The sequence below is a fragment of the Sinomicrobium weinanense genome (assembly GCF_018863395.1).
In the GTDB taxonomy this organism is placed as follows: Bacteria; Bacteroidota; Bacteroidia; order Flavobacteriales; family Flavobacteriaceae; genus Sinomicrobium; species Sinomicrobium weinanense.
Genome location: NZ_JAHKRR010000002.1, coordinates 560,358 through 584,734 on the forward strand (window position 1 = coordinate 560,358; position 24,377 = coordinate 584,734).

Sequence of the window (24,377 nt, forward strand, 5' to 3'; positions counted from 1 at the left end):
ATTCAGGGTGTAACAATCTCCTGTCCGGCTATGTTTTTGCCTTTATACCGATTAATAATTTAAAATTTTGCGAATAAACATACTAAGATCATTCATTTTGCGTATATATTAGCGTATGCAAAAGATTAGATCGAAATGGCTGAGATGGGCCTTATGGGGCGCAGGTGGACTGGTAGTGGCTTTTATCCTGTTTTACTGGAGCGTATATTTTGGGTTATGGGGGCCTATTCCTTCCCGGGGAGAGCTGAAGGAAATCGTTCAGAACGAAGCCTCGGAAGTTTACGGGCTGGAAGATAAACTTATCGGCAAATACTATTTGTTCGACAGGCAATCTATTCCCTATGAAGACATTCCCCAAAACCTGATCGACGCCCTGGTCGCCACGGAAGACTTCCGGTATTACGACCATAACGGCATTGATTACAGGAGTTTTTTCAGGGTATTCTTTAAAAGTATCCTGCTTATGGACGACTCGTCCGGGGGCGGAAGCACCATTACCCAACAACTGGCCAAAAACCTCTACAAGCGGAAAAACTATGGCAGGCTGGGCATTGCTGTGAACAAATTGCGGGAAATGATCATTGCCAAACGTATAGAAAAGGTATATACTAAAGAAGAGATACTGACACTTTACCTCAACACGGTCCCCTTTAGCGACAACACCTTCGGCATAGAAAGCGCTTCCTATAAATTCTTTAACAAGAGAGCCAGGCGGCTTAAAACTGAAGAAGCTGCCACCCTGGTGGGAATGCTCAAAGCCAATTATTACTACAACCCCCGGTTGTTCCCGGAAAAAAGTACAAAACGGCGGAACACGGTGCTCCGTCAAATGGAAAAATACCACTACCTGGAAGAAGCACAATACGACAGCCTGAAAGCGCTGCCCACAGAACTTCGGTACACCGCTTATTCCCATGACGAGGGGATCGCCCCCTACTTCCGTGAACAGGTAAAAAAGGAAGTGGAAGCCTGGTGTGCCGCCAACCCGCGCGAAGATGGCGAGACCTACGACATCTATCGCGACGGGCTACGGATATACACTACACTCGATGCCAAAATGCAACAGCTTGCCGAAGAAGCCATGCGGGAACACCTTACCTCACTACAACAACAGTTCGAAAAAAGCTATGGAAAAAGGGCTCCCTGGATCACCAATACGAAAATGATCGAAGAGGCCGTAAAGAGCTCCGAGCCTTACCTTTCCCTGAAACAAAAGGGCTGGGAAGAGAAAAAGATCATGGACTCCCTGAACAAATCCCGTAAAATAGAACTGTTTGACTGGGAGGAAAACAAAATTGTCAACGCCAGTACCATAGACAGTATCCGGCACTACCTGAAGTTCCTCAACACGGGGATGGTCAGTATAGACCCGCATACCGGAGCTGTGCGCACCTGGATAGGAGGCATTAACTACAAGTATTTTAAATACGACCACGTCCGTCAGAGCAAAAGGCAGGTAGGGTCTACTTTTAAACCCATTGTATACACCACAGCCATTGAGAACGGGCTGTTTCCCTGTACTTATTTTTCACCGAGAAAGGTGGTTTATGAAGAATATGACGGGTGGAGCCCTTCCAATGCCACGGATAAGGAGGAAGAAGAGTTTGTAAACTATTCCCTGAAATACGCCCTGAGCCATTCCATCAACACCGTAGCAGTAAAAGTGCTAGATTTTGCCGGGATAGACAACACCATAGCCATGGCGAAGAAAATGGGGATCGTTTCTCCCCTTCCTAAAGTACCTTCACTGGCACTTGGCACAGCCGGGATCAGTGTGGAAGAGATGGCAGGGGCTTATGCCTCTTATGTAAACAACAGCCGGCCTGTAAAGCCGTTTTTCATTACCCGTATTGAAGACGATAAGGGAAATGTTCTGGCCGAATTCCAGCCCGAAAATAAGGCCAGGCCCGCTTTTTCCGAACATACCCGGCAGGTAATGCTGGAAATGATGAAAGCCACGGTAAACGAAGGTACGGCTGTCCGGCTACGGTATGCCTATAAGCTGAACAATGCCATTGCAGGCAAGACCGGGACCACACAGTCCAACAAAGACGGCTGGTTTGTAGGCATTACCCCCAATCTCGTCACCGTGACCTGGGTAGGCTCTGACGATCACCGGATAGGTTTCCGCAGTACCCGTATAGGGCAGGGAGCCAATTCCGCCCTCCCGGTCTTTGCCCGGTTTATACAAAAAATGAACAAGGACACCATTTATAACCGGTATACGGCTGCCCGATTTGCACCGGTCTCTCCCTTCGTTATGGAAGAACTGAACTGTGACCCTAAACGGGAAGATACCTTCCTGGAGCGTTTCTTCGGCAATCCGGACAAGGTTCGCAGAAAAGAGACCCGCGAAAAAAGGAAAATGGAAAGGATAGAGCGAAGGGAACAAAAAAAGAAGAAAAAAAAGAAAGGCTTCTTTAAACGGCTTTTCGGTAAGAAGGATAAAAATTAATAGTTTGTCCGCTTACAAATTTTATAGCGTGCTGTTCAGTACCGAGAGTTTCTGAAAAACTATAACTTCAACAATTTTCCATCAGCCACCGCATATACCGGCTTGCCGTCCCTGGCCAGGAAAAAATGGCCGTTGCGGCCAATGAAGAGTTCCGGAGAAATTTCTTCTTTGCCCTGAAGCAGCAATACCGGGAGATCTGCCGGCCTGTCTTCTCCCGGCAGGGAACTTACACGGACAGCGGCATATCCCTTTTTGAGTATTGAAATCGCTTCATCCGGATATACGTCTGCAGGAGAGGGATATATTTTTTCATAGACTTTCCCGGGCATCCAGGTATAACCCGTAGCATCAAATTCTTCATAACCATAAAAAACAGACAGGTCACCGAGATCGGAAACACGTGCAGGGCCATCTCCTTTTTTAAGGCTGATATCCGTCATATAAGTTTTTCCGGCTCTTTCTACCGTTATATTTTTGATGAGGAGGCCGGTCAGTTTGGAGTCATTATCAGGAATACTGAAATATTCTTCTGTATCGTATTTGGTGTAATTCCCAGAGGCTATTTCCGAAAGGGCATTGAGAATGGCCACAAAGTTCAGTTTGCGGATATACTGCTTTTCCGGGTCATCCCGGTAGCCTCCGGATTCGATGAGAATGGTGCTGGTACCCCATTTCTGAAAATTATCGCCAAAGGCACGGGGTTCAAAGGCATCGTTATATTTCCCCACACCCTGCGGTATATATTGTTGCAGCAAATGGTCCATCCCCACAATGACCTGCATGGCCCGCTTCCGCACATCGTTCACCTCCCGGGCTTCGTTAAACGCAGGAGCAAGTACAGAGATCGTTGCCGGATTGGAGGTCCCGGACACGTTATAGTAAATACTCTGGTCGTGAAGGTTAAAGCCAAAATCGGGGTTTTCCCTTTCCCGGGCCCCGCGAAGGATCCCGGATTCGGGAGCAGCCGTACGTACGGCATCCCGGTTCAGGTCAAAGTCATAACTGTTCCTCCGCCGGAACTTTTCTGCTCCGTCGGGATTGAGCATAGGGATAAAATACAGGCTTGTATTTTCCAGGATACGGTTTCTCAGATCGTCAAAACCATCATTTTGGCCTTCCAGGAAATTAAAAATATCGAACAGGGCCATCGTAGCGGTACTTTCGTCGCCGTGCATCTGCGACCACAACATCACCCTGGTCTTTCCTTTTCCGCAGGTCAGTTGATAGATACTGCGCCCTTCTACGGATGTGCCGAGTTCTTTTACAGAAAGCCCCCCTTTTGCCTTTCTTTTTCGTATGAGCGGTACAATGTCCTTGTGTTTGAATCTCCGGTCAGTGATCTGCTTTTCCCTGTACGTTTCAAAAGCCCGGTCGAGTATTTCCTTTTCCGGAACGGTTTTTCCGGTTGCATCTCCCTGCCCGGAACAATTCCATCCGGATATTATAAGGAAGAGCAGGATATAAAACAGCTTTTTCATGGTCCTGGGTTTTGAATAAATATAAAACAAGCCCTTCAGAGGTATGTTCCGTTACCGCATCCGGTAAATATCAGGCTATGGTAAACGCCTTCTGGTAAATTTCCTCATAGAGCGGAACGATCTTTTCGATATCGAATTTTTCTGCTTCTTCCCTGGCATTCTGTTTGAATTGTTTCAACATTTTCTCATCAGAAAGCAGTTTCAGGGCGTTTCGGGACATCTCTTCCACATCGCCTACCTTACTCAGAAATCCGGTTATTCCCTGTTTGTTCACTTCCGGTATTCCCCCCGTATCACTGGAGATCACCGGGGCACTATTGGCCATGGCTTCCAGCGCCACCAGGCCAAAACTCTCTGTTTCTGACGGGAGCAGGAAAAGGTCGGAAAAGCAGAGTATCCTGTCTATTTCATTACTGTTACCGAGATAGAGTACCTTTTCTGCTATTCCGAGTTCTTTACACAAAAGCTCAGCCCCTTCTTTCTCCGGCCCTTCCCCTATCATAAGCAGCTTGGCAGGGATCTTTTTCTGCACTTCGTTAAATATACGGATCACATCCTTTATGCGCTTTACTTTCCTGAAATTACTGATATGGGTGATGATCTTTTCATCTTCATCGGCCATCATGCTGCGCTGGCAATCGGTGAATTTCGATTTGTATTTGCTCATATCGATGAAGTTGGGCACCACATGAATATCATTCTTCACATCGAAAAGGCGCAGTGTATCCTCCTTCAGGCTTTGGGAAACCGAGGTCACCACATCCGATTTATTGATGCTGAAGGTCACTGCCGGCTTGTAAAACGGATGGCTCCCTACCAGGGTAATGTCCGTGCCGTGCAGGGTAGTGACCATCGGAATGGAGATCCCTTCTTCGGCCAGCATCTGTTTGGCCATATACCCGGCATAGGCATGGGGAATGGCATAGTGTACATGAAGCAATTCTATTTTATGCAGCTTCACCATGTCTACCAGCTTGCTGGACAAGGCCAGTTCATAGGGCTGATAGTGAAAAAGCGGATAGGTGGGCACGTGAACCTCGTGAAAGTGGATATTGCTGCTCAGCAAGGCCAGCCGAACGGGTTGCTTATAGGTAATAAAATGTACTTCATGCCCCCTGTTGCCCAAGGCAATACCGAGTTCGGTGGCTACTACACCACTCCCGCCAAAGGTGGGATAACATACGATTCCTATTTTCATGTGTGTTGTTTTTGAGTTGGGTGTCCGGAGTCCGACTTATTTTTTATCTTCGATCGCGTCGTAAATAACACGAAGCACCTCGGTCCTTGTTCCCTTGGTGATCAGTTTCCGGTTACTTGCCGTCGGATAGGTCCGGTTAGACAAAAATACGTATACTATTTCATTTTCCGGGTCTGCCCAGGCATATGTACCGGTAAAACCGGAATGGCAAAAACAACTGGAGGGAACCTTTTCATACATTTCTTTTCCGAGGCTTTCCGGGCGGGGTTTGTCAAAGCCCAGACCGCGCCTTACCTTCCGGTCGCAGTAGTAACAGGTATTAAACTTATCTAATGTTCCTTCTTTAAAGTAGCGTTTTCCTCCGTAATACCCTTTTTGCATGTACATCTGCATGATCTTGGCAATATCGCCGGCATTTGAGAACAGGCCCGCATGCCCGGAGACCCCTCCTTTCATTGCCGCCCCCATATCGTGTACATAACCGTGAATGACCTGGTGCCTGAAATAGTCATCAGCTTCCGAAGGCACTATCTTTTCCTTACTCACCCCTCTATCCAGGGGATTGAACATGGTCCTGTCCGCACCGAGGGAGGCATAAAAATACTTTTCGTCAAGAGAGTCCAGGGAACTGCCGTAAGAGCTCTCAATAAATTTTTGCAGCATATAGTAACCGAGGTCACTGTACCTGTATCCTTTTCTGGACAACAGATCGCTCTTCTTTATTTCTCCGAAAATGGAATCCCTGTAATCTTCGCGCATATACAGGTGTTCCGCCACTTTTACGGTAAAATTCCCCTGCGGGCTTTTCCGATAATACTTTTCCAGGGGTTTGCGGGTGTCCTTATCTACCGTATGACGATAAAAAGGTATCCACGGCTTTATTCTCCCGTAGTGAAGCAAAACGTCTTTAATGCTTATTTTTTCCTTGTTGGTACCTTTGAGCCCCGGTAGAATGTCTCCGAGGCCGGAATTCATGGTGATCTTTTCTTCATCGTTCATTTTCATGATCATGGGGAGTGTAGCCAGTATTTTGGTCAGGGATGCCACATCGTAGATATCGTCATTGTTCACTTCCCGGTTGCCAGTGTAGGTATGTCTTCCGAAGCTCTTGTTGTAGATCACTTTCCCTTTCCTGGCCACGAGTATTTGCGCGCCGGGCATAACGAGGGTCTTTATGGCTTCTTTTGCGATGGAATCTATTTTTTTGAGGGTTCCGGAGTTCATGCCCACACTTTCGGGAATGCCGTATTGCAGCCTCCCGAGGGGTTTCGTTTCTATCCCGGTATTGACCGGGAGTTCTTTATTGGCCGTCACAGGGAGCGCTCCCCTGGCCCCGATAGCCCCGAATATAACCTCGGCTGCCTTTCGTTGTGCTACCTGGGTGTTCTGGTATCCTACAACGATACTTTCTATGTTTTCGAGCGTACTTAATTTAAGAAGGTTATAGGGTTTAACAAAAGTGGTCAGTACCACCTTCTTCTCTTTTGCGATCTCATAAAGCCAGGTCAGTTCTTTAACCGTAAAATCGTGAGGTTTCCAGGCAGAACCATTAGACCTGTGATGACCTATGATCACGGTGTTATAAGAGGCCAGTCCTTTGAGAAGCTCATCCAGCTTATTTCCTTTTACTTCATCCACCCGGGCATAGTGGTTCAGGGCCTTCAGAAATTCATCACCCTTGTCGTCCCCAAAGTGTACATAGGCTATCTTTTTCTCTTCCAGTCGGGTAAGCGGCACCAGGCTGTCCTGGTTCCTGGCCACGGTAATGGCATTGGCATATATTTCTTCTTCCAACAGGCTGTCCCTTTGCGTATTCAGGTCCCGGTACAGGTTTTCGGTCTTTATGGGCGTGTACTTCGCCAGCCCCACCTTGAACTTGGCTTTTAGGATCTTTTTTACGGAATATTCGAGCCTTTCCTCGGCTATTTGTCCTTTTTCATAGGCTTCTGTAAGTTTTTGACTGGCTTTGGGCACATCGATAGACATAACCAGCATATCGTTACCGGCCTGGAAGGCGGCGAGGTCTATATCGCCCGGGGCGGTAAAATTGGATGCCCCTTTCATATTCAGGGCATCGGTGAATATCAAGCCTTTAAAGCCCAGTTCTTCTTTAAGCAGCCCGGTAATGATACTTCTGGAAATCGAGGAGGGATATCCGTCCCGGCTTTCCAGGGCGGGCACATTGAGGTGGCCTACCATAACGCTTTCGAGATTTTCGGAAATCAGGCGGTTATAGGGATATAGCTCCACATGGTTCAACCTGCTCCGGCTAAAGGAGATGGTGGGCAGGGTTTTGTGCGAATCGGTCTGTGTGTCTCCGTGCCCCGGAAAGTGTTTACCACTGGCCAGCACACGGGCATTACGCATACCCCGGGCAAAAGCAGCTCCTTTTTCGGCTACATTGTGCTTGTCCTCACCGAAAGACCGGTTGCCGATAATGGGGTTTTCGGGATTGGTATTGATATCGATATCCGGCGCAAAATTAATATGCACTCCCAGGCGGCGGGCATGTCTTCCTATCTGGTAGCCTACCTGCTCTATGAGTTTGTTGTTCTTTACGGCCCCCAGGGTCATGTTCCACGGGTAGGCGAAAGTGGAGTCGAGCCGCATGGCCAGCCCCCATTCGGCATCCATTCCAACGAGTAGCGGCACCTTGGACATCGCCTGGTATTTATTGGTAAGTACGGCCTGTTGATGGGGATTGCCCTTGAAGAAGATCACCCCTCCTACATGATATTCCCGGATGAGTTCTTCGGCGCGTTTTATTTTTTGTTCGCCCTGTTCGGGGAAGACATCGATCATAAAGAGCTGTCCGATCTTTTCTTTCAGGCTCATTTGCCCATAAATACTGTCCACCCATTTTTGCTGTAAATATTCGTTTCCGCTCAGTAGCGGATCGGTTTGCTGGGCCATGCCCCACACCGGAACCGCAAGCAGCAGTGCCAAAATCTTCTTCATAGAGTTCCTTACTTTTCAGAAAAACAGAGGCAAGATACGGTTATCCGGGGAAATTAAAAAGTCTAAGTTGCTGACAATATTATTAACAAGCGGGGATTGGTGTGTTCATGCACGGTTGCAGGTTGTAGGTTGTAGGTTGTAGGTTGTAGATTGTAGGTTGTAGGTTGTAGGTTGTAGGTTGTAGGTTGTAGGTTGTAGGTTGTAGGTTGTAGGTTGTAGGTAAAAATAGCAATGGGATTTTACAGGGGGCATGTATTATGTAAGGGCGCAAAGTATTGCACCCCCTGTGGGATTATGATTTTATAAATCGGGAATGCCAGCTTTCGGCGGCGGGGACTTCCCAGTGTTCTTCGTATTCCTGTTTGTTGGCCACGAGGTTATTGAAGACGATGGTCTTTCCGGAAACAGCCTTGTTTTTGGCCATTTCCCTGAATTCGGTCAGGGTTTTATAGGCTACGAATTCCCCTTGTTTATAGGACACGTTCATCTTGTCCAGCAGGTCTACTTCATAATTCTTTTCCAATTGCTGGATAAAGTGTACAGAGGCATCTATGGAGCATCCGGATGCTGCATTGGCTTCCTGGTTAAGGCCTATAATGATAAAACGTTTGTAGCGTATTTCAAAGCCGGCCTGAAGGGCTGCTCCGTGAACTGTCCACTCCTTTAAAAATGCTTCTGTTCTGGCCTTTATCTCCTCCAGCTCTTCTTCGGTAAAACTCCTGTTGGCCTGATATATCCATATTCTAGATGTATCAGGGAGCTCTTTGAACGGAATATACATGGTTAATTTTTGATTTACAATTTACGACTTAAGGACTTAGAACAACAGAAAAGGTCCTATGTCTTAGGTCCTATCGTTATAAGTCTCTCCCTTTATAATTCTTCTGCATTGGCTATAAGCTCTGCCACATCCATAACGGCTATTTCAGCCTCTTTTTCTTTGTTTTTCACACCATCTGTCATCATGGTATTGCAAAAGGGGCATCCGGCAGCTACAATATCAGGGCGGGTTTCCAGGGCCTGTTCGGTCCTTTCGATGTTGACGTCCTTATTCCCTTTTTCGGGTTCCTTGAACATCTGGGCACCTCCGGCCCCGCAGCAAAGTCCGGCTTTTTTGCATTTGCGCATTTCCACCAGTTCCACATCGAGTTTCCGGATAAGTTCCCGCGGGGCTTCGTAAACCCCGTTAGCCCTTCCGAGATAGCAGGGATCGTGATAGGTAACGCGCTTCCCCTTGAACTTGCCGCCTTCTATGGCGAGCCTGCCTTCTTCGAGCAGGGATTTCAGGAACTGGGTATGGTGCATTACCTTATAATCTCCTCCCAGGGAAGGATATTCGTTTTTCAGGGTATTAAAACAATGGGGGCATGCGGTAACGATCTTTTTTACCTCATAGCCGTTGAGTACCTCTATATTGGTCACCGCCTGCATCTGAAAGAGAAATTCATTCCCGGCCCTTTTGGCAGGGTCTCCGGTGCAACTCTCCTCCGTTCCCAGTACAGCAAATTCCACGTTGGCCTTGTTGAGCAACTTTACGAATGCTTTGGTGATCTTTTTGGCCCTGTCGTCAAAGCTCCCGGCACAGCCTACCCAGAACAATACTTCGGGTTGCCTGCCTTCGGCCATCATTTCGGCCATGGTAGGTACTTTCATAAAAATTACGATTTATGACTCAGGACTTACGATTTATGACTTACGACGTATGGCCCCTGATTTCTACCTGCAACAGGCAAAGTTAGCCCTATGTCTTATGTCCTGTAATCGTAAATCCCGATAGTTTAGTCGTGTTTTCCGTCGTCGAACACCTCGATGGTGACTTCCTTTTCTATAAGATCGGTAAACTTGCCATTGTATCTTGTGGCTCTTACCAGGTGATTGTCTACCCAGTGATAGTTACCTCCCCTGGGTTTTCCCATCAGGAGTCCATGGTATTTAAAGCCGTGCCTGTCCAGCCATTCTTCGGTCACCTCTCTGTGATCTTCCGTACGGGAGGTGAAAAAAGTAATGATATGCCCTTCTTCGTACCATTTGTTCAGTGTAGCCAGGGCATCGGGAAAAGGCTTGCATGTGGCCATCCGTTCCGGTTCTTCATTAGGGACGTCCTCTGTTACGGTACCGTCAATATCTATCAGGTAGTTCTTAATCCCTTCCGGCAATACAGGGCTTATGTGTTCTCCGGCCTCTACTTTGTCGTGTAACAGCTTTTCTACTTCTTCCTTTTTCATAGCTTCTGTGTCCTTTCACGGACATCATTTTGGATTGGTTATACTTGATTTTTGTTGTTTTTTGTCGGAGGACCGATGACCGGTGACAGATGTTTACTTCAGTCATCGGTCATCAGTCACCTGTCCCTGTTTATCCTTCGTTCTTCCAGTTCAACCTGTCCATCTGGTTATACGGCCACGGGGCGCCGTTGTTTTCAATATTGGTCATCATGTTATTCAACTCGGCAGGGGCTGCGGACTGTTCCATGACCAGGTAACGCCTCATGTCCAGTATAATAGACAGGGGATCAATACTCACCGGGCAGGCTTCCACACAGGCATTACACGAAGTGCAGGCCCAGAGTTCTTCCCGGGTGATATAATTGTCTAACAATGACTTGTTATCCTCTGCAAAAGTACCATTATTATCTATATTTTTCCCAACTTCTTCCAGGCGATCCCTGGTATCCATCATAATTTTTCTCGGGGATAGTTTTTTCCCGGTCTGGTTTGCCGGGCATTCACTGGTACAACGCCCACATTCGGTACAGGTATAGGCATTGAGCAGCTGCACCCAGTTCAGGTCGGTAACATCGGATGCACCGAATTTTTCGGGCGGGGCATCGTCCTCACCCTCCGGCGGAGCAGCGAACGGGTCGGCATTGGGGTCCATCATCAGTTTTACTTCATTGGTCACAGCTTCCAGATTATTGAACTGCCCTTTAGGGTTGAGGCTGGCAAAATAGGTGTTCGGAAATGCCAGCAGTATATGCAGGTGTTTGGAATAGTAGAGGTAATTGAGAAAGACCAGTATCCCGACTATGTGCAACCACCATGCACTCCGTTCGACAACATGCACTGTCGATGCCGGCAGTCCGTCAAACCACGGTGCGATGAACCGGCTTATTACATTTCCCGCCTGCATCTGCTGAAACGGGGCATCGGTGGCGTTCATAACGAGGAACAGGACCATCAGCACCATTTCGAAATAAAGGATCAGGTTTCCGTCGTTCCTTGGCCATCCTTTCATCTCGGGGTTCCAGAAGCGTTGGAGCCGGATGATATTTCTTCGTATCCAGAATACGGTCACGGCCACCAGCACCAGTATGGCGAGGATCTCAAACCCACCGATAAGCACGGTGTAGAAACCGCCCAGAAAGGAAAATATGCGGTGTGTACCTAAAAGTCCGTCTATAATGATCTCCAGGACCTCGATATTGATAATGAGAAACCCGAGGTATACAATAATATGCATAATACCCGCTACGGGGCGCACTACCATTTTTTGCTGTCCCAATGCAATACGGGCCATGTTCTTAAAGCGCTGTGACCTGTTGTCTGACCTGTCTGTTGATTTCCCAAGCCGGATATTGCGGGCCAGTTTCCGGACATTCCTTGCAAAGAAACCTATTCCTGCAATGAGGACAACGGCAAAAATTATATTTGGTATGATAGCCATGTTATCTCTTCTAGATTATAATCTCTAAACTATTCCTTCAATTATGAGTATGTTCTTTTGTGCCTGTTGACACCCCCCGGTGGTCTCCGGACTTTCAATCCAAAGTGGTTTATTTCTCTTTCTCTTCCCCGGGGGCCTCATATTGTTTAGCCCTTTTGCCGAACAGGGAAAAATGCACATATCTTTTGGGATTGAGCTTCATGTCCTGCAGCAACTCCTCCAGTTGAAGGGATGCCCCGGTGAGGTTATCGTACAATTCCTCGTCCTTGAGCAGCTTGCCGATAGAGCCTTCTCCCTGGTCTATTTTTGCAATGACATTGTTAAAACCGTTTATCGTTTGCTGCAATTCGGCCATGGTCTGTTCCAGGTCAGCCTCTGCCAGGGCGCCGGAAACGTCTTTAAGATTACCTGTAAGCCCTTCTATATTTTCGATAGAACTGTCGAGTTTTTCCTTGTTGTCCCGCAGCAGGGCGTTCAGGGTTACGGAGCTGCTCTTAAAATTGGTTGTGATGTCTTTGAGATTGGCTATACTGGCTTTAAGGTCTGTTCTGGACTGTTCGTCGAGTATGCTGTTTACTCCGGAAAGTACGGAATCGGCATGCTGGATCATACTTCCCAGCTGAGCCTGCAAAGGGGTGAGTTTTTGCGTTACCAGTTCCGTGAGTCCGGGCTTTATGGAAGACGGCAGGGTATCTCCCGAAACCGATCTTTCGCTCCCGTCAAAGACCGGAACGATCTGAATGGCCTTTCCGCCAATGATCCCGGTGTCGTAGAGCTCTGCCTTACTGCTCCTGGAGAACCCGAAATCGTTTTCCACGGAAAATGTTACCAGCAGCTTGCCTTTTTCATCCAGAAACCGGATGCCCAATATCTTCCCCACCGGGAAACCGTTAATGGTTACCGAAGTCCCTGTGGTCAATCCTCCGACGTGGTTGTACACTGCGTAATAGGTCCTGTAGGATTTAAAAAGAGGGTTGGATTTCAAATAGCTAAAACCCAGTATAAATAACAGTATACCGCCTAAAACTATGATAGCTGTCTTAAATTCTCTTGATATCTTCAAATGTTCCTGCTTTTTGGGTTGTGAACAAATTTAGAAATAATTTTCTTAAGACGCTTTTTAGATTTGAGATATTAGATGTTAGATTTGAGATTCAGATATTGAAGGTTACATATAGGAATATTGTAAGTCGTTAATTCTGCAACACTTTATCCACTGCAATGCGCTCTCCGTTCTTATACGCGACGATATAGGCGGAATCATACCCCTTGTCTTTGGCTTGCCTTTGCAGTTCCCGGGCATCGTCATAGCTGGGGGTTTCTCCATACATGTAACGATATGCGCTGCCAAATGTTTCCATCGATATGGGTTCAAGCCCGCGGAAATTATAGCGTTTGGGTTCGATTTTAGTATGCCCTGCCGCAATTTGCACCTTAAACACCACACCGGGTGATACATTTTCTTTTTCAGGAGTTACCGGGATATCGTCAACTGCAATATTGTCTGTAATGTTTTTTTTGTAGTGAATAACAGCTTCTGCAATATTTTCAGCCACTTCTGATTTTCCTTTTTTGGAAGCCAGGTAATTTTTCTCATTCCTATTGGTTATAAAACCTGTCTCTATGAGCACACTGGGCATAAAGGTCTGATGAAGCACTATAAACCCGGCCTGCTTCACTCCCCGGTTCTTTCGCTTTAGTTTTACCGTGAAATTATCCTGTAACAATTTTGCCAACTGAATGCTCTGGGTAAGAAATTCTTCCTGCATTATGGTAAGACCTATAATAGACTCGGGCGAATTAATATTGTAGCCTGCATAATTGGTCTCGTGATCTTCTTCCAGGTAGATCACTTCGTTCTCCGTCTTGGCCACCTCAAAATTCTGACGGTTTGCATGCAATCCCAACACATATGTCTCACTACCATGAGCATTAGAGTTATGAGCATTACAATGGACAGAAACGAAAAGATCGGCGTTAGCTTCGTTGGCTATTTTCCCTCTTACATAAAGGTTGATGAACTTGTCGGTCTTACGCGTGTAAACGACCTTGATGTCATCGTGCTTTTCCAGTTCCTTTCCTATTAAAAGCACAATATCCAGGGCTATATCCTTTTCCTTTACTCCATTAGCAACTTTCCCGGGGTCACGCCCCCCGTGTCCCGCATCGAGCACCACGGTAAAAACTTTTTTTGCTTCTTCTTTCTCTCCCCCTTCTCCGAAAGAACACAACCATAAAAAACCTGCCAGCAATACAGGCCACAACCAAACCTTTCTTATCATGTATCTTTATTTTACAGAGGCAATAAACCTGACACTAATTCACTCCTTATTATTAATTTAACGTCTTGTATTGAAAATATTGTTAAAAAGGAGCACGTTATTTATCTCAATCGCCATATTTTTACACCCGGAGGTTTCCGGGAAACTCGTCTCCGGTGTATCAAAAAAATATAAAATCAAAACCTGCAACGAGGAAATCGCATATTTTTTTCACATCTTTGCCTGTACGAAACTCAGGACAGGAAATTTATGCCCGGCCCGCAGGCGGAACACCGGGCCATATTTTTACAAAAATAGGATTTAAAGCATTGCAAGCAAAAATCACTTACATACTTTTAATGCTTATTTTGTTGTTTTGCCATCCCTTCCTTTTTGCACAGGAAACCCCGGTAAAACAACCATTAAACATTGAAGCCCGGAAAGATTCTTCGCAAGTCTCTATAAAAGAGGCCCTGCCTGAGCTGAAGATCAATGATTCTATCATAGCAAATGATATTCTGCTAGACACTACACAAATAAGCACGGTCCAGGACAGCATTAAAAAAGACAGTGTACCCCCGAAAAAACAATTTATTGACGACCAGATCAAGTACAAGGCCAAGGACTACCAGAAAACCGTACGCAGCGAAAACAAGATATACCTTTATAATGAAGCGGAAGTCTATTATCAGGACACGGAATTAAAATCTGGTGTCATTGTTATCGATTATGAAAAAAAGGAGGTTTATGCCGGGCGTATCAAGGATTCTACGGGAACCCTGACACAAGCGCCTTATTTTAAACAGGGCAACAATATTGTAGAGCCGGATTCCATACGATACAATTTCGACACCCAGAGGGCCCTGATATGGAATTCGAGATCTGAGCAGACCGTGGGAGGTGAGATGAACGTATTTGCCGAGGTCACCAAAAAGGAGAACGACTCGGTATACTTTCTTCACGAAGGAAAACTTACTACTTCGAAAAACCTGGACGACCCGGAATATTACATCCGGGTGCGAAAAGCAAAATTCGTCCCCAAGAAAAAGGTGATCGCCGGATTCAGCAATATGTACATTGCCGATGTCCCCACCCCCATCGCAGTACCGTTCGCCTATTTTCCCATGTCGGAAAAAAGCAGTGAATCGGGCCTGATATTCCCTTCTTTCGGCGAGGTGAACGACCGGGGGTATTTTTTACAGAACGGAGGGTATTATTTTGCCGTCAACGACCACCTGGACCTGGCCGTGCTGGGCGATTATTACACCAACGGAAGTTATGGGTTTCGCACCGAGACCAACTACGCCGTTCGTTACAAGTTTCGCGGGAATTTCAATTTCAGGTTTGAGAACCTCGTCAACAGCCAGAAGGGGTTTCCCGATTACAGCAGGCAAACCCAGTACAACATCCAATGGTCTCACAACCAGGATGCAAAGGCAAATCCCAATTCGCGTTTTTCAGCCAGCCTTAACCTCGGTAGCAGCCGGTATTACAAGGATTCCTACAACCAGGTCAATACAGGGAACCATATGCAGAACACCCTGACATCATCCATTTCCTATTCGAAATCCTTCCCCGGATACCCGGCAGTAAACCTGAGTCTTACTGCTACACACTCACAAAACACCAATACCGAGGTCATCAATATGACATTGCCTACGCTGCAGGCCAGTATGGAACGTATTTATCCCTTTGCCCCGAAATCGGGCATTAAGAAAGGTTTTTTCCAGAATATCAACTTTCAGTACAACCTGAGAGCGGAAAACAGGTTTCAGACCACGGATTCCCTGTTCTTTAAAAAGGAAATGTTCGAAGATGCCAAAACGGGATTCAGGCACAGCATTCCCCTCAGTACGAACTTTAAGATATTCAAATACCTGAGTACTTCGGTCAGTGTCAACTATGACGATGTATGGCAACTAAAAACCATCCGAAGGCACGATTACGACCCTGAACTGGAGGAAGCTCCTATTGACACCATAAACGGATTTGACCGTTTTGGCCAGTACAATTTCAGCGCCAGCCTGGGTACTACGCTCTACGGCATGTTCACTTTTAAAGAGGGCAAAAAGATACAGGCCATACGCCATACCATGCGGCCGTCCATAAGTTATGGTTACACTCCCGGGTTTGACCAGTACTACGATGAATACATTGCCAATGAAGAGGGCGAGACCAGGGAATACACCCGGTTCGAGGGTGGTATTTACGGCACGCCCAGCAGGGGAAATTCCAACAACATCGGGATCTCCATCAGCAACACCCTGGAGGCCAAAGTCACTGACAAGGACACCACAGCCACAGAGCCGAAAAAGATAACCCTGCTCAATAACCTCAACTTTTCTACCAGCTACAATATCGCTGCAGATTCCCTGCCGTGGAGCCCCTTGCGGGTTACAGGAGGTGTGCCGTTGTTTGACAACAAGATGACCATCAATTTCGGGGCAACGCTCGACCCCTATGCCATAGACAACAGCGGCCGCAGAATTGAAAAGTTCAATATCGACAACGGGGGAAGCCTGTTCCGGCTGACCAATGCCAATCTTACTACGAGCTATACCATATCGAGCAAGACTTTCAAAGACAGTAGCATTGACCGGAAAAACGACAATACGCGTAGCGGGGGAAGGGACGACGACCTGTTTGGTGTACAACAGGATTTCAGCGACGGCAGGATGTTCCCGGACGACGAAGATGAAGACGAAGAAGAGGAAGATACCAAGTTCTACGGAGCTACCCTACCCTGGGACCTGCGACTGGCCTATTCCATGACCTACTCCAACTCCAACAGGCAAAACGAAATAAGCAACAATTCGCTGATGTTCTCGGGAAATGTGGAACTGTCGCCCAAATGGCGTATGGGAATATCCTCGGGCTATGACTTTAAGAACAGGGGATTCACCTATACCCAGCTCCGTTTTGAAAGAGACCTGGAAAGCTGGCGTATGAACTTCAGCTGGACCCCATTCGGAAACCGTACTTCCTGGTATTTCTTTATCGGGATAAAGAGCTCCATGCTCAGCGACATCAAATGGGAAAAAAGACGGAACCCGGACAGGCAGTTGTAAGTTGTCGGTTGCCAGTTGCAGGTTTAAAGTTATTATAAGTGATGTGGCTGTGATGGAATATTTCAATTTTTAACTCGACTATAAAAACCGAAAAATATGAAAAAGATCATTAACACCGACCAGGCGCCTGCTCCGATAGGGCCATACAACCAAGCCGTGCTATCCGGGAACACGCTTTATATTTCCGGGCAGATATCCCTGGACCCGAAGACGGGGGAACTGGTGCAAAATTCCATTGAAGAGGAGACCACACAGGTGATGCAAAACCTGAAAGCCATTCTCAGTGCTGCCGGTATGGATTTTGGCCATGTGATAAAGTCGTCCATCTTTATCAGCGACATGAATAATTTCGGAAAGATCAATGAGGTCTACGGAACGTATTTCAGCGAAGACACTGCCCCTGCAAGGGAAACGGTAGAAGTGGCCAATTTGCCCAAATTTGTGAATGTGGAGATCTCTATGATCGCTGTAAATCCTGATCAGGAATAAAAATAATATAATGTAGAGACGCACGGTCGTGCGTCTCTACATTATATTTCCTTATTTATTAAACACGATAGCCTTGTGGTATTCCACGAGGTTGTCGATAGGGCGCCGCAATATATTTCCAACCTTAAGGTTGTTCTCCGCCATAACTTCGTTCAGTTCTTTCTGAAGATAGAAAGCTATGCTGCCTATGAAATGAACGGGTACAGACTCTGCCTGTTCGTACTGCCGGATAGCATTGTCTATAAACAACTGCATGCCTTCCTTAATGAGGTTCTGGCAGTATTCCTGTTCCCGGTTTTCAATAACAAACCTCGCAAAGGTGGCCAGGTAGGTATTCGGGTTAGGTTGCTTATAAAGATTGTTTTTTATGACATCGGCTTCGAGGTCATAAGTTCCGGAAAATTTATGAGCCAGGTTCTGGGGCATCCTGTGATAATAGTAATCGCGAAGCAACTGGCGGCCGAAATAGTTACCGCTGCAGTCATCCATGAGTATATATCCCAGCGATGTTACTTTCTGAAAAACCTCGCTGCCATCGTAATAACTGCAGTTCGATCCCGTTCCCAGGATACACACTATGGCGTGCTCTCCCGGTTGGGCAGTGGCGTGTATGGCCGCATAGGTATCTTCCTGGATAAATATCCTGGCATTGACGAAAAAGTTCTTGAAGATCTTCGTCAGGTAGTTCTTCATACGATCGGTGCCGCAACCGGCTCCGTAGAAATACAGCTGGGTAACTTTTGCTCTGTTATCGCTCAGTTCAAAATTGTTGGCCAGACGTTCATCAATGATCTCCCGGGTCAGTACTTCCGGACTCAGTCCGAGTGTCTTTGTTATAAACAGCTGGTTTCCTTCTTCATCCAGGGCTATCCAGTCAGATTTTGTAGCTCCACTATCAACAATTAATATCATATTCTCAATTTTATTACTAAAGAATGGACAAATGGAGGTTATTTGGGGTTGTTTCAGGTTGTAAGTTCCAGGTTGCAGGTTACAACAATTATTCAGGAACAATGAAAACCTGCAACCTGCAACCAAAAATACAAACTATTTCCTCTATTTATCCTCTTTTATACCATCTTATTACAATGAAGATACGTGAAGCGCCAGGTCTACGAGTTTACTTGAATAACCTGCTTCATTGTCGTACCATGCTATTATTTTAAAGAATTTGGAGTTGAGCTCTATACCGGCTCCGGCATCAAAGATACTGGTACGGGTATCTCCTACAAAGTCCTGTGATACTACCGGTTCTTCGGTATATCCCAGAATACCTTTCAGCTCTCCTTCTGAAGCCTCTTTTACAACTTTTTTGATGTCTTCATAAGAAGTTTCCTTTTCCAGCCTTACAGTGAGGTCTACTACGGATACATCTGGTGTAGGTACACGGAATGCCATTCCGGTAAGTTTACCTTCCAGTGCAGGGATCACTTTGGTCACGGCTTTGGCTGCCCCGGTAGATGCGGGTATAACGTTGGCCATGGCGCTTCTACCTCCGCGGTAATCTTTTTTAGACGGGCCATCAACGGTAAGTTGTGTTGCTGTGGTAGCGTGTACAGTGGTCATCAGGCCTTCTTCGATACCGAATTTGTCGTTCAGCACTTTGGAGATCGGTGCCAGACAGTTGGTCGTACAGGAAGCGTTAGACACGATGTTATCGGTAGATTTTACTTCTTTGTGGTTTACACCCATTACAAACATAGGAGCGTCTTTTGAAGGTGCAGAGATCACCACTTTTTTGGCTCCTGCCTCGATGTGCTGCTGCGCTGTATCGAGCGTGGTGAAAATTCCGGTACACTCGGCCACTACATCAGCTCCTACGGCATCCCACTTCAGGTTTTTCGGATCTCTTTCTGCAGTGATCCTTACTGTATTTCCGTTAACCACCAGGTTTCCGTCTTTTACTTCAACAGTACCGTTGAACGTACCGTGAACAGAATCGTATTTTAAAAGGTATGCCAGGTGCTCTACGTCTAACAGGTCATTTATTGCTACTACATCTACATTGTCCCTTTTTACGGTTTCTCTGAAAACTAACCTTCCTATTCTCCCGAAACCGTTAATACCAATTTTTAAGTTTGACATGATCTTAATTATTTATGTGATTTATTGTGATTTGCTGTTGTCGGTTACCGATTACCGGTTGCCAGTTTCCGGTTACCAGTTGCGGGGTGCTTTCTTAAGTGGTCATAATGTCTGACACTCTCAGGAGCTCCCTGTCTATTTCGGACTTTCCTTTTACGGCCTTGTCCAGCGGGGTGAGGCTTATCTTATCCTGAATAAACCCTACCATATAATTGGACTTTCCTTCCAGCAGGCTTTCCACAGCTTTTACCCCCATGCGGCTGGCGAGGACCCTGTCAAAACAGGTAGGCCTTCCGCCACGTTGTATATGCCCGAGAACAGTGACCCGTACATCATAATCGGGCAGGTTCTCCTCTACGTATTCCTTGAGCTCAAAAACACTCTTTCCTATCTTGTCGCCTTCGGCCACCAGTACAATACTGGAAGATTTCCCGGAAAGGCGGCTCCTTTCGAGAGATTCCAGCAAACGGTCCAGGCCGAGGTCTTCCTCCGGGATAAGTATTTCTTCGGCACCTGCTCCAACACCGGTGTTCAGAGCAATGTGCCCGGCATCTCTCCCCATGACTTCTACAAAGAACAGCCTGTTGTGGGAAATGGCCGTATCCCTTATTTTATCAATAGCCTCTACCACAGTGTTGAGCGCAGTATCGTAACCCAGTGTAAAACTCGTACCGTAGATATCATTGTCTATGGTTCCGGGAATACCCATTACTGGGAAATTAAATTCTTCACTGAATATCATCGCCCCGGTAAAGGAACCATCGCCTCCTATAACCACAAACGCTTCTATTCCCTCTGCCTTTAATTGCTCATAGGCTTTTTTTCTGCCTTCTTCTGTCCGGAATTCTTTCGACCTTGCAGATTTGAGGATCGTTCCTCCCCTGTTGATGATATTGTTCACACTCCGGGCATTCATATGCTTAAAGTCTCCTTCTATCATCCCCTCGTACCCTCGATAGATCCCTACACATTCTATATTGTAATAGGCACAGGTACGCACTACAGACCGGATAGCCGCATTCATCCCGGGAGCATCTCCCCCGGAGGTCAAAACAGCGATCTTTTTTATATTGTTTGACATGAGTTTTATTTTAAAAGCTACCAAAGATATTTAATAATTCTATTCCTGAAAATCTAATTGCGAATGTTTAAGTATTTCTAACGTTTTCGTTAAAAACTTTTAACTCCAAGCTGTTATAATTTAACACCAGGAACTCATTCTGACCTTATTTATGCTATTTCAGCATTTTATTTATTCTGCAGTGCCCGTATCCCTTTCCGGTTTTTTCCGGAAAAAACACTGTTTACGCTACTGCCCATAATTCAAAATCCGCCTGCTGAAACAGACAGGCGGATCCGAACGTAATGATTGATAGTTGCCAATTATCAGTTGCCGGTTACCGGTTTTCAGACCTGGCATCCGGACAATCCATAACTGGCAACCGGTAAAAACACTAAAAATGATATCTCTTAAATGCTTCGATAGCTTCGTAATCTGCTAGTCCCAGGGCATCATACAGTTTTGCAGTGGCTTTGTTCCGCTCTTCAGCCCGCATCCAAAACTCCCTGGAATCGTCTCCCTGGAACATTACCCGGTCTTTTTGTGACTGGTGGAACAGGATGGCATTCCGTTTCTGAACCACTTGTCCCGGGCTCATGGGTACCGCCATTTCTATTTCGTCCAGTCCCCATTCGTGCCATGCTCCGCGGTAAAGCCATACCCAGCAATCGTTCATATAAGGCTTGGTCTTTAACAGCTTCAGAGCCTCGAATATCCCGTCCAGGCACACTTTGTGCGTTCCGTGGGGGTCGGCCAGGTCGCCGGCAGCATATATCTGGTGTGGTTTTATCTGCTCTATGATATCCACAATGATCTGTATGTCTTCTTCTCCGAGAGGGTTTTTCTTTACCTCCCCGGTTTCATAGAAGGGCAGGTTAAGGAAATGCACGTTCTTGTCGTCCAAACCGATGTAGCGCGTAGCTCCATAGGATTCCCTTCTTCGTATAAGCCCTTTCAGCTTCCTTACATCTAAAGAATCGATCTGGTCTTCCCTCTTATTCGTCAGGAATTCGACCGCCTCTTCGAAAACCGAGGGGGTATCGGCGGTCATATCCTTGGCCACTTCGGCAAACTTAAGGGCCTCGGCGTCGGTTACCGCAATATTACCGGAGGTCTGATATACCACGTGCACCTCGTGCCCCTGGTCAATGAGGCGGCAGAATGTTCCACCCATGGAGATCACATCGTCATCGGGGTGCGGGCTGAATATGATAACCCTTTTCCTGGCGGGTTCCGCCCTTTCAGGCCTGTTGGTGTCATCGGCATTAGGCTTACCTCCCGGCCATCCGGTAATGGTGTGCTGCAATACGTTGAACATCTGAATATTCAGCTCGTAAGCCGAACCTTCCTGGGCGAGCAGCCCGGACATACCATTGTCGTTGTAATCCCTGTCGGTGAGCTTCAGTATGGGCTTATTAGCCTTGAGGCTGAGCCACACCATCGCTTTGCGTTTCAGCTCATCCGTCCACACACATTGCCCCACAAGCCAGGGGGTTTTGAACCTGGTGAGCTCCGAAGCGGCTTCGTAATCCAGTATAAAGGTGGTGTTCTTGTGTTGTTGCAGATAGGTTGCCGGTACATTGGAAGTGATCTCTCCTTCTACGGTATCTTTGATAATCTCTGCTTTCTTATGTCCCCAGCCCAGCAGCACAATCCGCTTTGCTTTGAGAATGGTGCCGATCCCCATGGTGATGGCCCTTTTGGGCACATTTTCTATACCGTTAAAATCAGATGCAGCATCGCTCCTCGTCAGGTGGTCGAGGGTAATGATCCGCGTTCCGGAGTTGTAGTGCGATCCCGGCTCGTTAAACCCTACGTGTCCCGTACGGCCTATACCCAGCAACTGGAAATCCAGTCCGCCGTGCTCCTTGATCTTCATCTCGTAATCTATACAATATTGATGCACTTCATCCAGGAGAACTTTACCGTCGGGTATATGCACATTTTCCGGCTTTATATCAATGTGGTCGAACAAATGCTGATGCATAAAGTAATGATAACTCTGATGATTATCCTTACTCATCGGGTAGTATTCATCCAAATTAAAGGTGATCACATTAGAAAAGCTCAGGCCTTCTTCCCTGTGCATACGAACCAGTTCTTCGTATACCTTAATGGGCGAAGAACCCGTAGCCAGCCCCAGCACGCAGTTCTCCCCTTTTTCCTGTTTATCCTTTATAAGCTGCGCTATCTCTTCGGCAACAAGGGCAGACGCCTGATAGGAGTTTTCAAAGACTTCGTTGTGAAGTTTTTCGTACCGGGTCTCTTCAAACTTCCCTACTTCCTTATGACTAATATCATTAGCCTGTACTAAATATCGATGCATAACTAACGGTGTGAAATGATTATTTTCTCGAAACTAAATTATTTAATATGGTCCAAATGTTAAAATTTTTTCGACCAGCGCACCCAACTACATCACGAATAGCACTATTTTACGGACATAAAGGTGTTGGTTTCACGTTTCAGGTTTTGGCTCCTGATCTAAGCCTAAGGGCAGATTTCAGGCTCGATCCTTAAGCGGAGTCGAAGGGCAAAAATTTAGAAATTAATACCCCACCGGTAAAAAAAATTAGCTAAACAGCACTAAAAAACTCATCAACTGCATTATTTTGCATATTAGTAAATATCAATATTTTACATGGATAAAAAATTGTTTTAAAATATTTTGTTATTAGTAAAAATACATCTATTTTTTGGCTCTTTTTGAGATGTTTTTATCAATTTTTCAATCACCTGGGCATAAATCAGGTAGCAGAATGGCGCCGGCTGAATATGGTGTTTTTTAAATCTGGGACAGATGAAAATTAAGTGTATCATTATAGATGACGAGCCTCTGGCCATAAGTGTACTGCAGTCTCACTCCAGGGAGTTTCAGAATCTTGAGATCATCGCCTGCCACAACAACCCCATAGAAGCCATGGCTACACTGGAAAACCGCGATGTCGACGTCATCTTCCTGGATATCAACATGCCCAAAATGAGCGGACTGGACTTTATCAAGAACATCAACCACGACGCATTCATCGTCATCACCACCGCATACCGGGAGTATGCTGTGGAAAGTTACGAGCTCGATGTCTTTGACTACCTGGTAAAACCCATCCCTTTTCACCGTTTTGCAAAAACTGTTAACAAACTCGCTAAGGACATCTCTATAAAACGTAGTGGGTTCGTAAACATAAAAGCACAGCAGGAACCGCACATGTTCCTAAAGGTAGATAAAAAAATGGTAAAAATCAACCTCAATGATATCCTTTTTATCGAAAGCCTGAAGGATTATATAAAAGTGGTGACAGCCATAGACGAATATATCGTGCACAAATCCCTGACCAATATAACCGAAGAGTTACCGGCTTCCCAGTTTATCAGGGTACACCGTTCTTATACTATTGCAATAGACAAGGTAAAGGCTGTTGAAGGCAATATTCTGGAAATAAACAATAAAAGAATACCCATAGGGCGAAATTATACTAAACAGGCCAAGGACAGCATTTTTAAAGACAACCAGGACCTTATATGATGTACATATTACATTTTATGAATTACCTTTTTGGGTATACTATCAAAGATTTTCGGTTCCCGGGCGGAGCCAAGGAATATGATTTATTAATTATTAATTTCGGTTCCCGAGCCCTTCGACTTAGCTCAGGGCAGGCTGG

Annotated in this window: 17 protein-coding genes; 4 read left to right on the forward strand and 13 right to left on the reverse strand. The window is 46.2% G+C overall.

Features of this window, described 5'->3' with window-relative positions:
* Window positions 1–115: 115 nt before the first annotated feature.
* Window positions 116–2,455, forward strand: coding sequence for a transglycosylase domain-containing protein (locus tag KN811_RS07915; RefSeq protein WP_187964676.1), 2,340 nt, complete (start codon window positions 116–118; stop codon window positions 2,453–2,455).
* 59 nt (window positions 2,456–2,514) lie between these two features.
* Here KN811_RS07915 and KN811_RS07920 read toward each other — a convergent pair whose 3' ends face one another.
* From KN811_RS07920 to KN811_RS07960, 9 genes are all read right to left on the reverse strand, one after another.
* On the reverse strand, window positions 2,515–3,933 hold the full coding sequence (locus KN811_RS07920; protein WP_187964675.1) for a M14 family zinc carboxypeptidase: 1,419 nt from the start codon (window positions 3,931–3,933) through the stop codon (window positions 2,515–2,517).
* Between the two features lie 70 nt (window positions 3,934–4,003).
* On the reverse strand, window positions 4,004–5,131 hold the full coding sequence (bshA, locus tag KN811_RS07925; protein ID WP_187964674.1) for an N-acetyl-alpha-D-glucosaminyl L-malate synthase BshA: 1,128 nt from the start codon (window positions 5,129–5,131) through the stop codon (window positions 4,004–4,006).
* A gap of 36 nt (window positions 5,132–5,167) precedes the next feature.
* Window positions 5,168–8,089 carry a serine hydrolase domain-containing protein gene (locus KN811_RS07930; protein WP_187964673.1) on the reverse strand — a complete coding sequence of 974 codons (2,922 nt, stop codon included), beginning with the start codon at window positions 8,087–8,089 and terminating at the stop codon, window positions 5,168–5,170.
* Between the two features lie 292 nt (window positions 8,090–8,381).
* Window positions 8,382–8,870 (reverse strand): ABC transporter ATPase, encoded by a 489-nt coding sequence (locus KN811_RS07935; protein ID WP_187964672.1) that lies wholly within the window; start codon window positions 8,868–8,870, stop codon window positions 8,382–8,384.
* A gap of 92 nt (window positions 8,871–8,962) precedes the next feature.
* The gene (locus KN811_RS07940) at window positions 8,963–9,742 is read right to left on the reverse strand and encodes a (Fe-S)-binding protein (RefSeq protein WP_223129359.1); all 780 of its coding nucleotides are present in this window, start codon (window positions 9,740–9,742) and stop codon (window positions 8,963–8,965) included.
* A gap of 125 nt (window positions 9,743–9,867) precedes the next feature.
* Window positions 9,868–10,314, reverse strand: coding sequence for an LNS2 domain-containing protein (locus tag KN811_RS07945; RefSeq protein ID WP_187964671.1), 447 nt, complete (start codon window positions 10,312–10,314; stop codon window positions 9,868–9,870).
* 130 nt (window positions 10,315–10,444) lie between these two features.
* On the reverse strand, window positions 10,445–11,752 hold the full coding sequence (locus KN811_RS07950; protein ID WP_187964670.1) for a 4Fe-4S dicluster domain-containing protein: 1,308 nt from the start codon (window positions 11,750–11,752) through the stop codon (window positions 10,445–10,447).
* A gap of 109 nt (window positions 11,753–11,861) precedes the next feature.
* Window positions 11,862–12,815 (reverse strand): MlaD family protein, encoded by a 954-nt coding sequence (locus tag KN811_RS07955; protein WP_187964669.1) that lies wholly within the window; start codon window positions 12,813–12,815, stop codon window positions 11,862–11,864.
* Between the two features lie 130 nt (window positions 12,816–12,945).
* Window positions 12,946–14,034 carry an N-acetylmuramoyl-L-alanine amidase family protein gene (locus KN811_RS07960; RefSeq protein WP_187964668.1) on the reverse strand — a complete coding sequence of 363 codons (1,089 nt, stop codon included), beginning with the start codon at window positions 14,032–14,034 and terminating at the stop codon, window positions 12,946–12,948.
* 338 nt (window positions 14,035–14,372) lie between these two features.
* Here KN811_RS07960 and KN811_RS07965 point away from each other — a divergent pair, with 338 nt between their 5' ends.
* Complete coding sequence (locus KN811_RS07965) at window positions 14,373–17,081, forward strand: putative LPS assembly protein LptD (protein WP_223129358.1); 2,709 nt, start codon at window positions 14,373–14,375, stop codon at window positions 17,079–17,081.
* Window positions 17,082–17,177: 96 nt separating this feature from the next.
* Complete coding sequence (locus tag KN811_RS07970) at window positions 17,178–17,570, forward strand: RidA family protein (RefSeq protein ID WP_187964667.1); 393 nt, start codon at window positions 17,178–17,180, stop codon at window positions 17,568–17,570.
* Window positions 17,571–17,621: 51 nt separating this feature from the next.
* Here the strand turns inward: KN811_RS07970 and KN811_RS07975 are convergent, their stop codons facing one another.
* The 4 genes from KN811_RS07975 to nagB form a co-directional block, all read right to left on the reverse strand.
* Window positions 17,622–18,482: an N-acetylglucosamine kinase gene (locus KN811_RS07975; RefSeq protein WP_187964666.1), complete on the reverse strand. Its 861-nt coding sequence runs from the start codon at window positions 18,480–18,482 to the stop codon at window positions 17,622–17,624.
* A 171-nt stretch (window positions 18,483–18,653) separates the two neighbouring features.
* A complete protein-coding gene (gene gap / locus KN811_RS07980; protein WP_187964665.1) occupies window positions 18,654–19,655 on the reverse strand; it encodes a type I glyceraldehyde-3-phosphate dehydrogenase in 1,002 nt (333 codons plus the stop codon).
* A 94-nt stretch (window positions 19,656–19,749) separates the two neighbouring features.
* Window positions 19,750–20,736, reverse strand: a complete 987-nt coding sequence (gene pfkA, locus KN811_RS07985) for a 6-phosphofructokinase (RefSeq protein WP_187964664.1) — start codon at window positions 20,734–20,736, stop codon at window positions 19,750–19,752.
* 373 nt (window positions 20,737–21,109) lie between these two features.
* Window positions 21,110–23,041 (reverse strand): glucosamine-6-phosphate deaminase, encoded by a 1,932-nt coding sequence (gene nagB, locus KN811_RS07990; protein WP_187964663.1) that lies wholly within the window; start codon window positions 23,039–23,041, stop codon window positions 21,110–21,112.
* Between the two features lie 474 nt (window positions 23,042–23,515).
* Between nagB and KN811_RS07995 the strand changes: the two genes are divergently transcribed.
* Window positions 23,516–24,238, forward strand: a complete 723-nt coding sequence (locus tag KN811_RS07995) for a LytR/AlgR family response regulator transcription factor (protein WP_187964662.1) — start codon at window positions 23,516–23,518, stop codon at window positions 24,236–24,238.
* The last annotated feature ends 139 nt before the right edge of the window (window positions 24,239–24,377 follow it).

Excerpts from the sequence above, each read along its gene's own strand:
- KN811_RS07915 (WP_187964676.1), top strand. The coding sequence starts at position 116 with ATGCAAAAGATTAGATCGAAATGGCTGAGATGGGCCTTATGGGGCGCA.
- KN811_RS07920 (WP_187964675.1), bottom strand. The coding sequence starts at position 3,933 with ATGAAAAAGCTGTTTTATATCCTGCTCTTCCTTATAATATCCGGATGG.
- bshA (WP_187964674.1), bottom strand. The coding sequence starts at position 5,131 with ATGAAAATAGGAATCGTATGTTATCCCACCTTTGGCGGGAGTGGTGTA.
- KN811_RS07930 (WP_187964673.1), bottom strand. The coding sequence starts at position 8,089 with ATGAAGAAGATTTTGGCACTGCTGCTTGCGGTTCCGGTGTGGGGCATG.
- KN811_RS07935 (WP_187964672.1), bottom strand. The coding sequence starts at position 8,870 with ATGTATATTCCGTTCAAAGAGCTCCCTGATACATCTAGAATATGGATA.
- KN811_RS07940 (WP_223129359.1), bottom strand. The coding sequence starts at position 9,742 with ATGAAAGTACCTACCATGGCCGAAATGATGGCCGAAGGCAGGCAACCC.
- KN811_RS07945 (WP_187964671.1), bottom strand. The coding sequence starts at position 10,314 with ATGAAAAAGGAAGAAGTAGAAAAGCTGTTACACGACAAAGTAGAGGCC.
- KN811_RS07950 (WP_187964670.1), bottom strand. The coding sequence starts at position 11,752 with ATGGCTATCATACCAAATATAATTTTTGCCGTTGTCCTCATTGCAGGA.
- KN811_RS07960 (WP_187964668.1), bottom strand. The coding sequence starts at position 14,034 with ATGATAAGAAAGGTTTGGTTGTGGCCTGTATTGCTGGCAGGTTTTTTA.
- KN811_RS07965 (WP_223129358.1), top strand. The coding sequence starts at position 14,373 with ATGCTTATTTTGTTGTTTTGCCATCCCTTCCTTTTTGCACAGGAAACC.
- KN811_RS07970 (WP_187964667.1), top strand. The coding sequence starts at position 17,178 with ATGAAAAAGATCATTAACACCGACCAGGCGCCTGCTCCGATAGGGCCA.
- KN811_RS07975 (WP_187964666.1), bottom strand. The coding sequence starts at position 18,482 with ATGATATTAATTGTTGATAGTGGAGCTACAAAATCTGACTGGATAGCC.
- gap (WP_187964665.1), bottom strand. The coding sequence starts at position 19,655 with ATGTCAAACTTAAAAATTGGTATTAACGGTTTCGGGAGAATAGGAAGG.
- pfkA (WP_187964664.1), bottom strand. The coding sequence starts at position 20,736 with ATGTCAAACAATATAAAAAAGATCGCTGTTTTGACCTCCGGGGGAGAT.
- nagB (WP_187964663.1), bottom strand. The coding sequence starts at position 23,041 with ATGCATCGATATTTAGTACAGGCTAATGATATTAGTCATAAGGAAGTA.
- KN811_RS07995 (WP_187964662.1), top strand. The coding sequence starts at position 23,516 with ATGAAAATTAAGTGTATCATTATAGATGACGAGCCTCTGGCCATAAGT.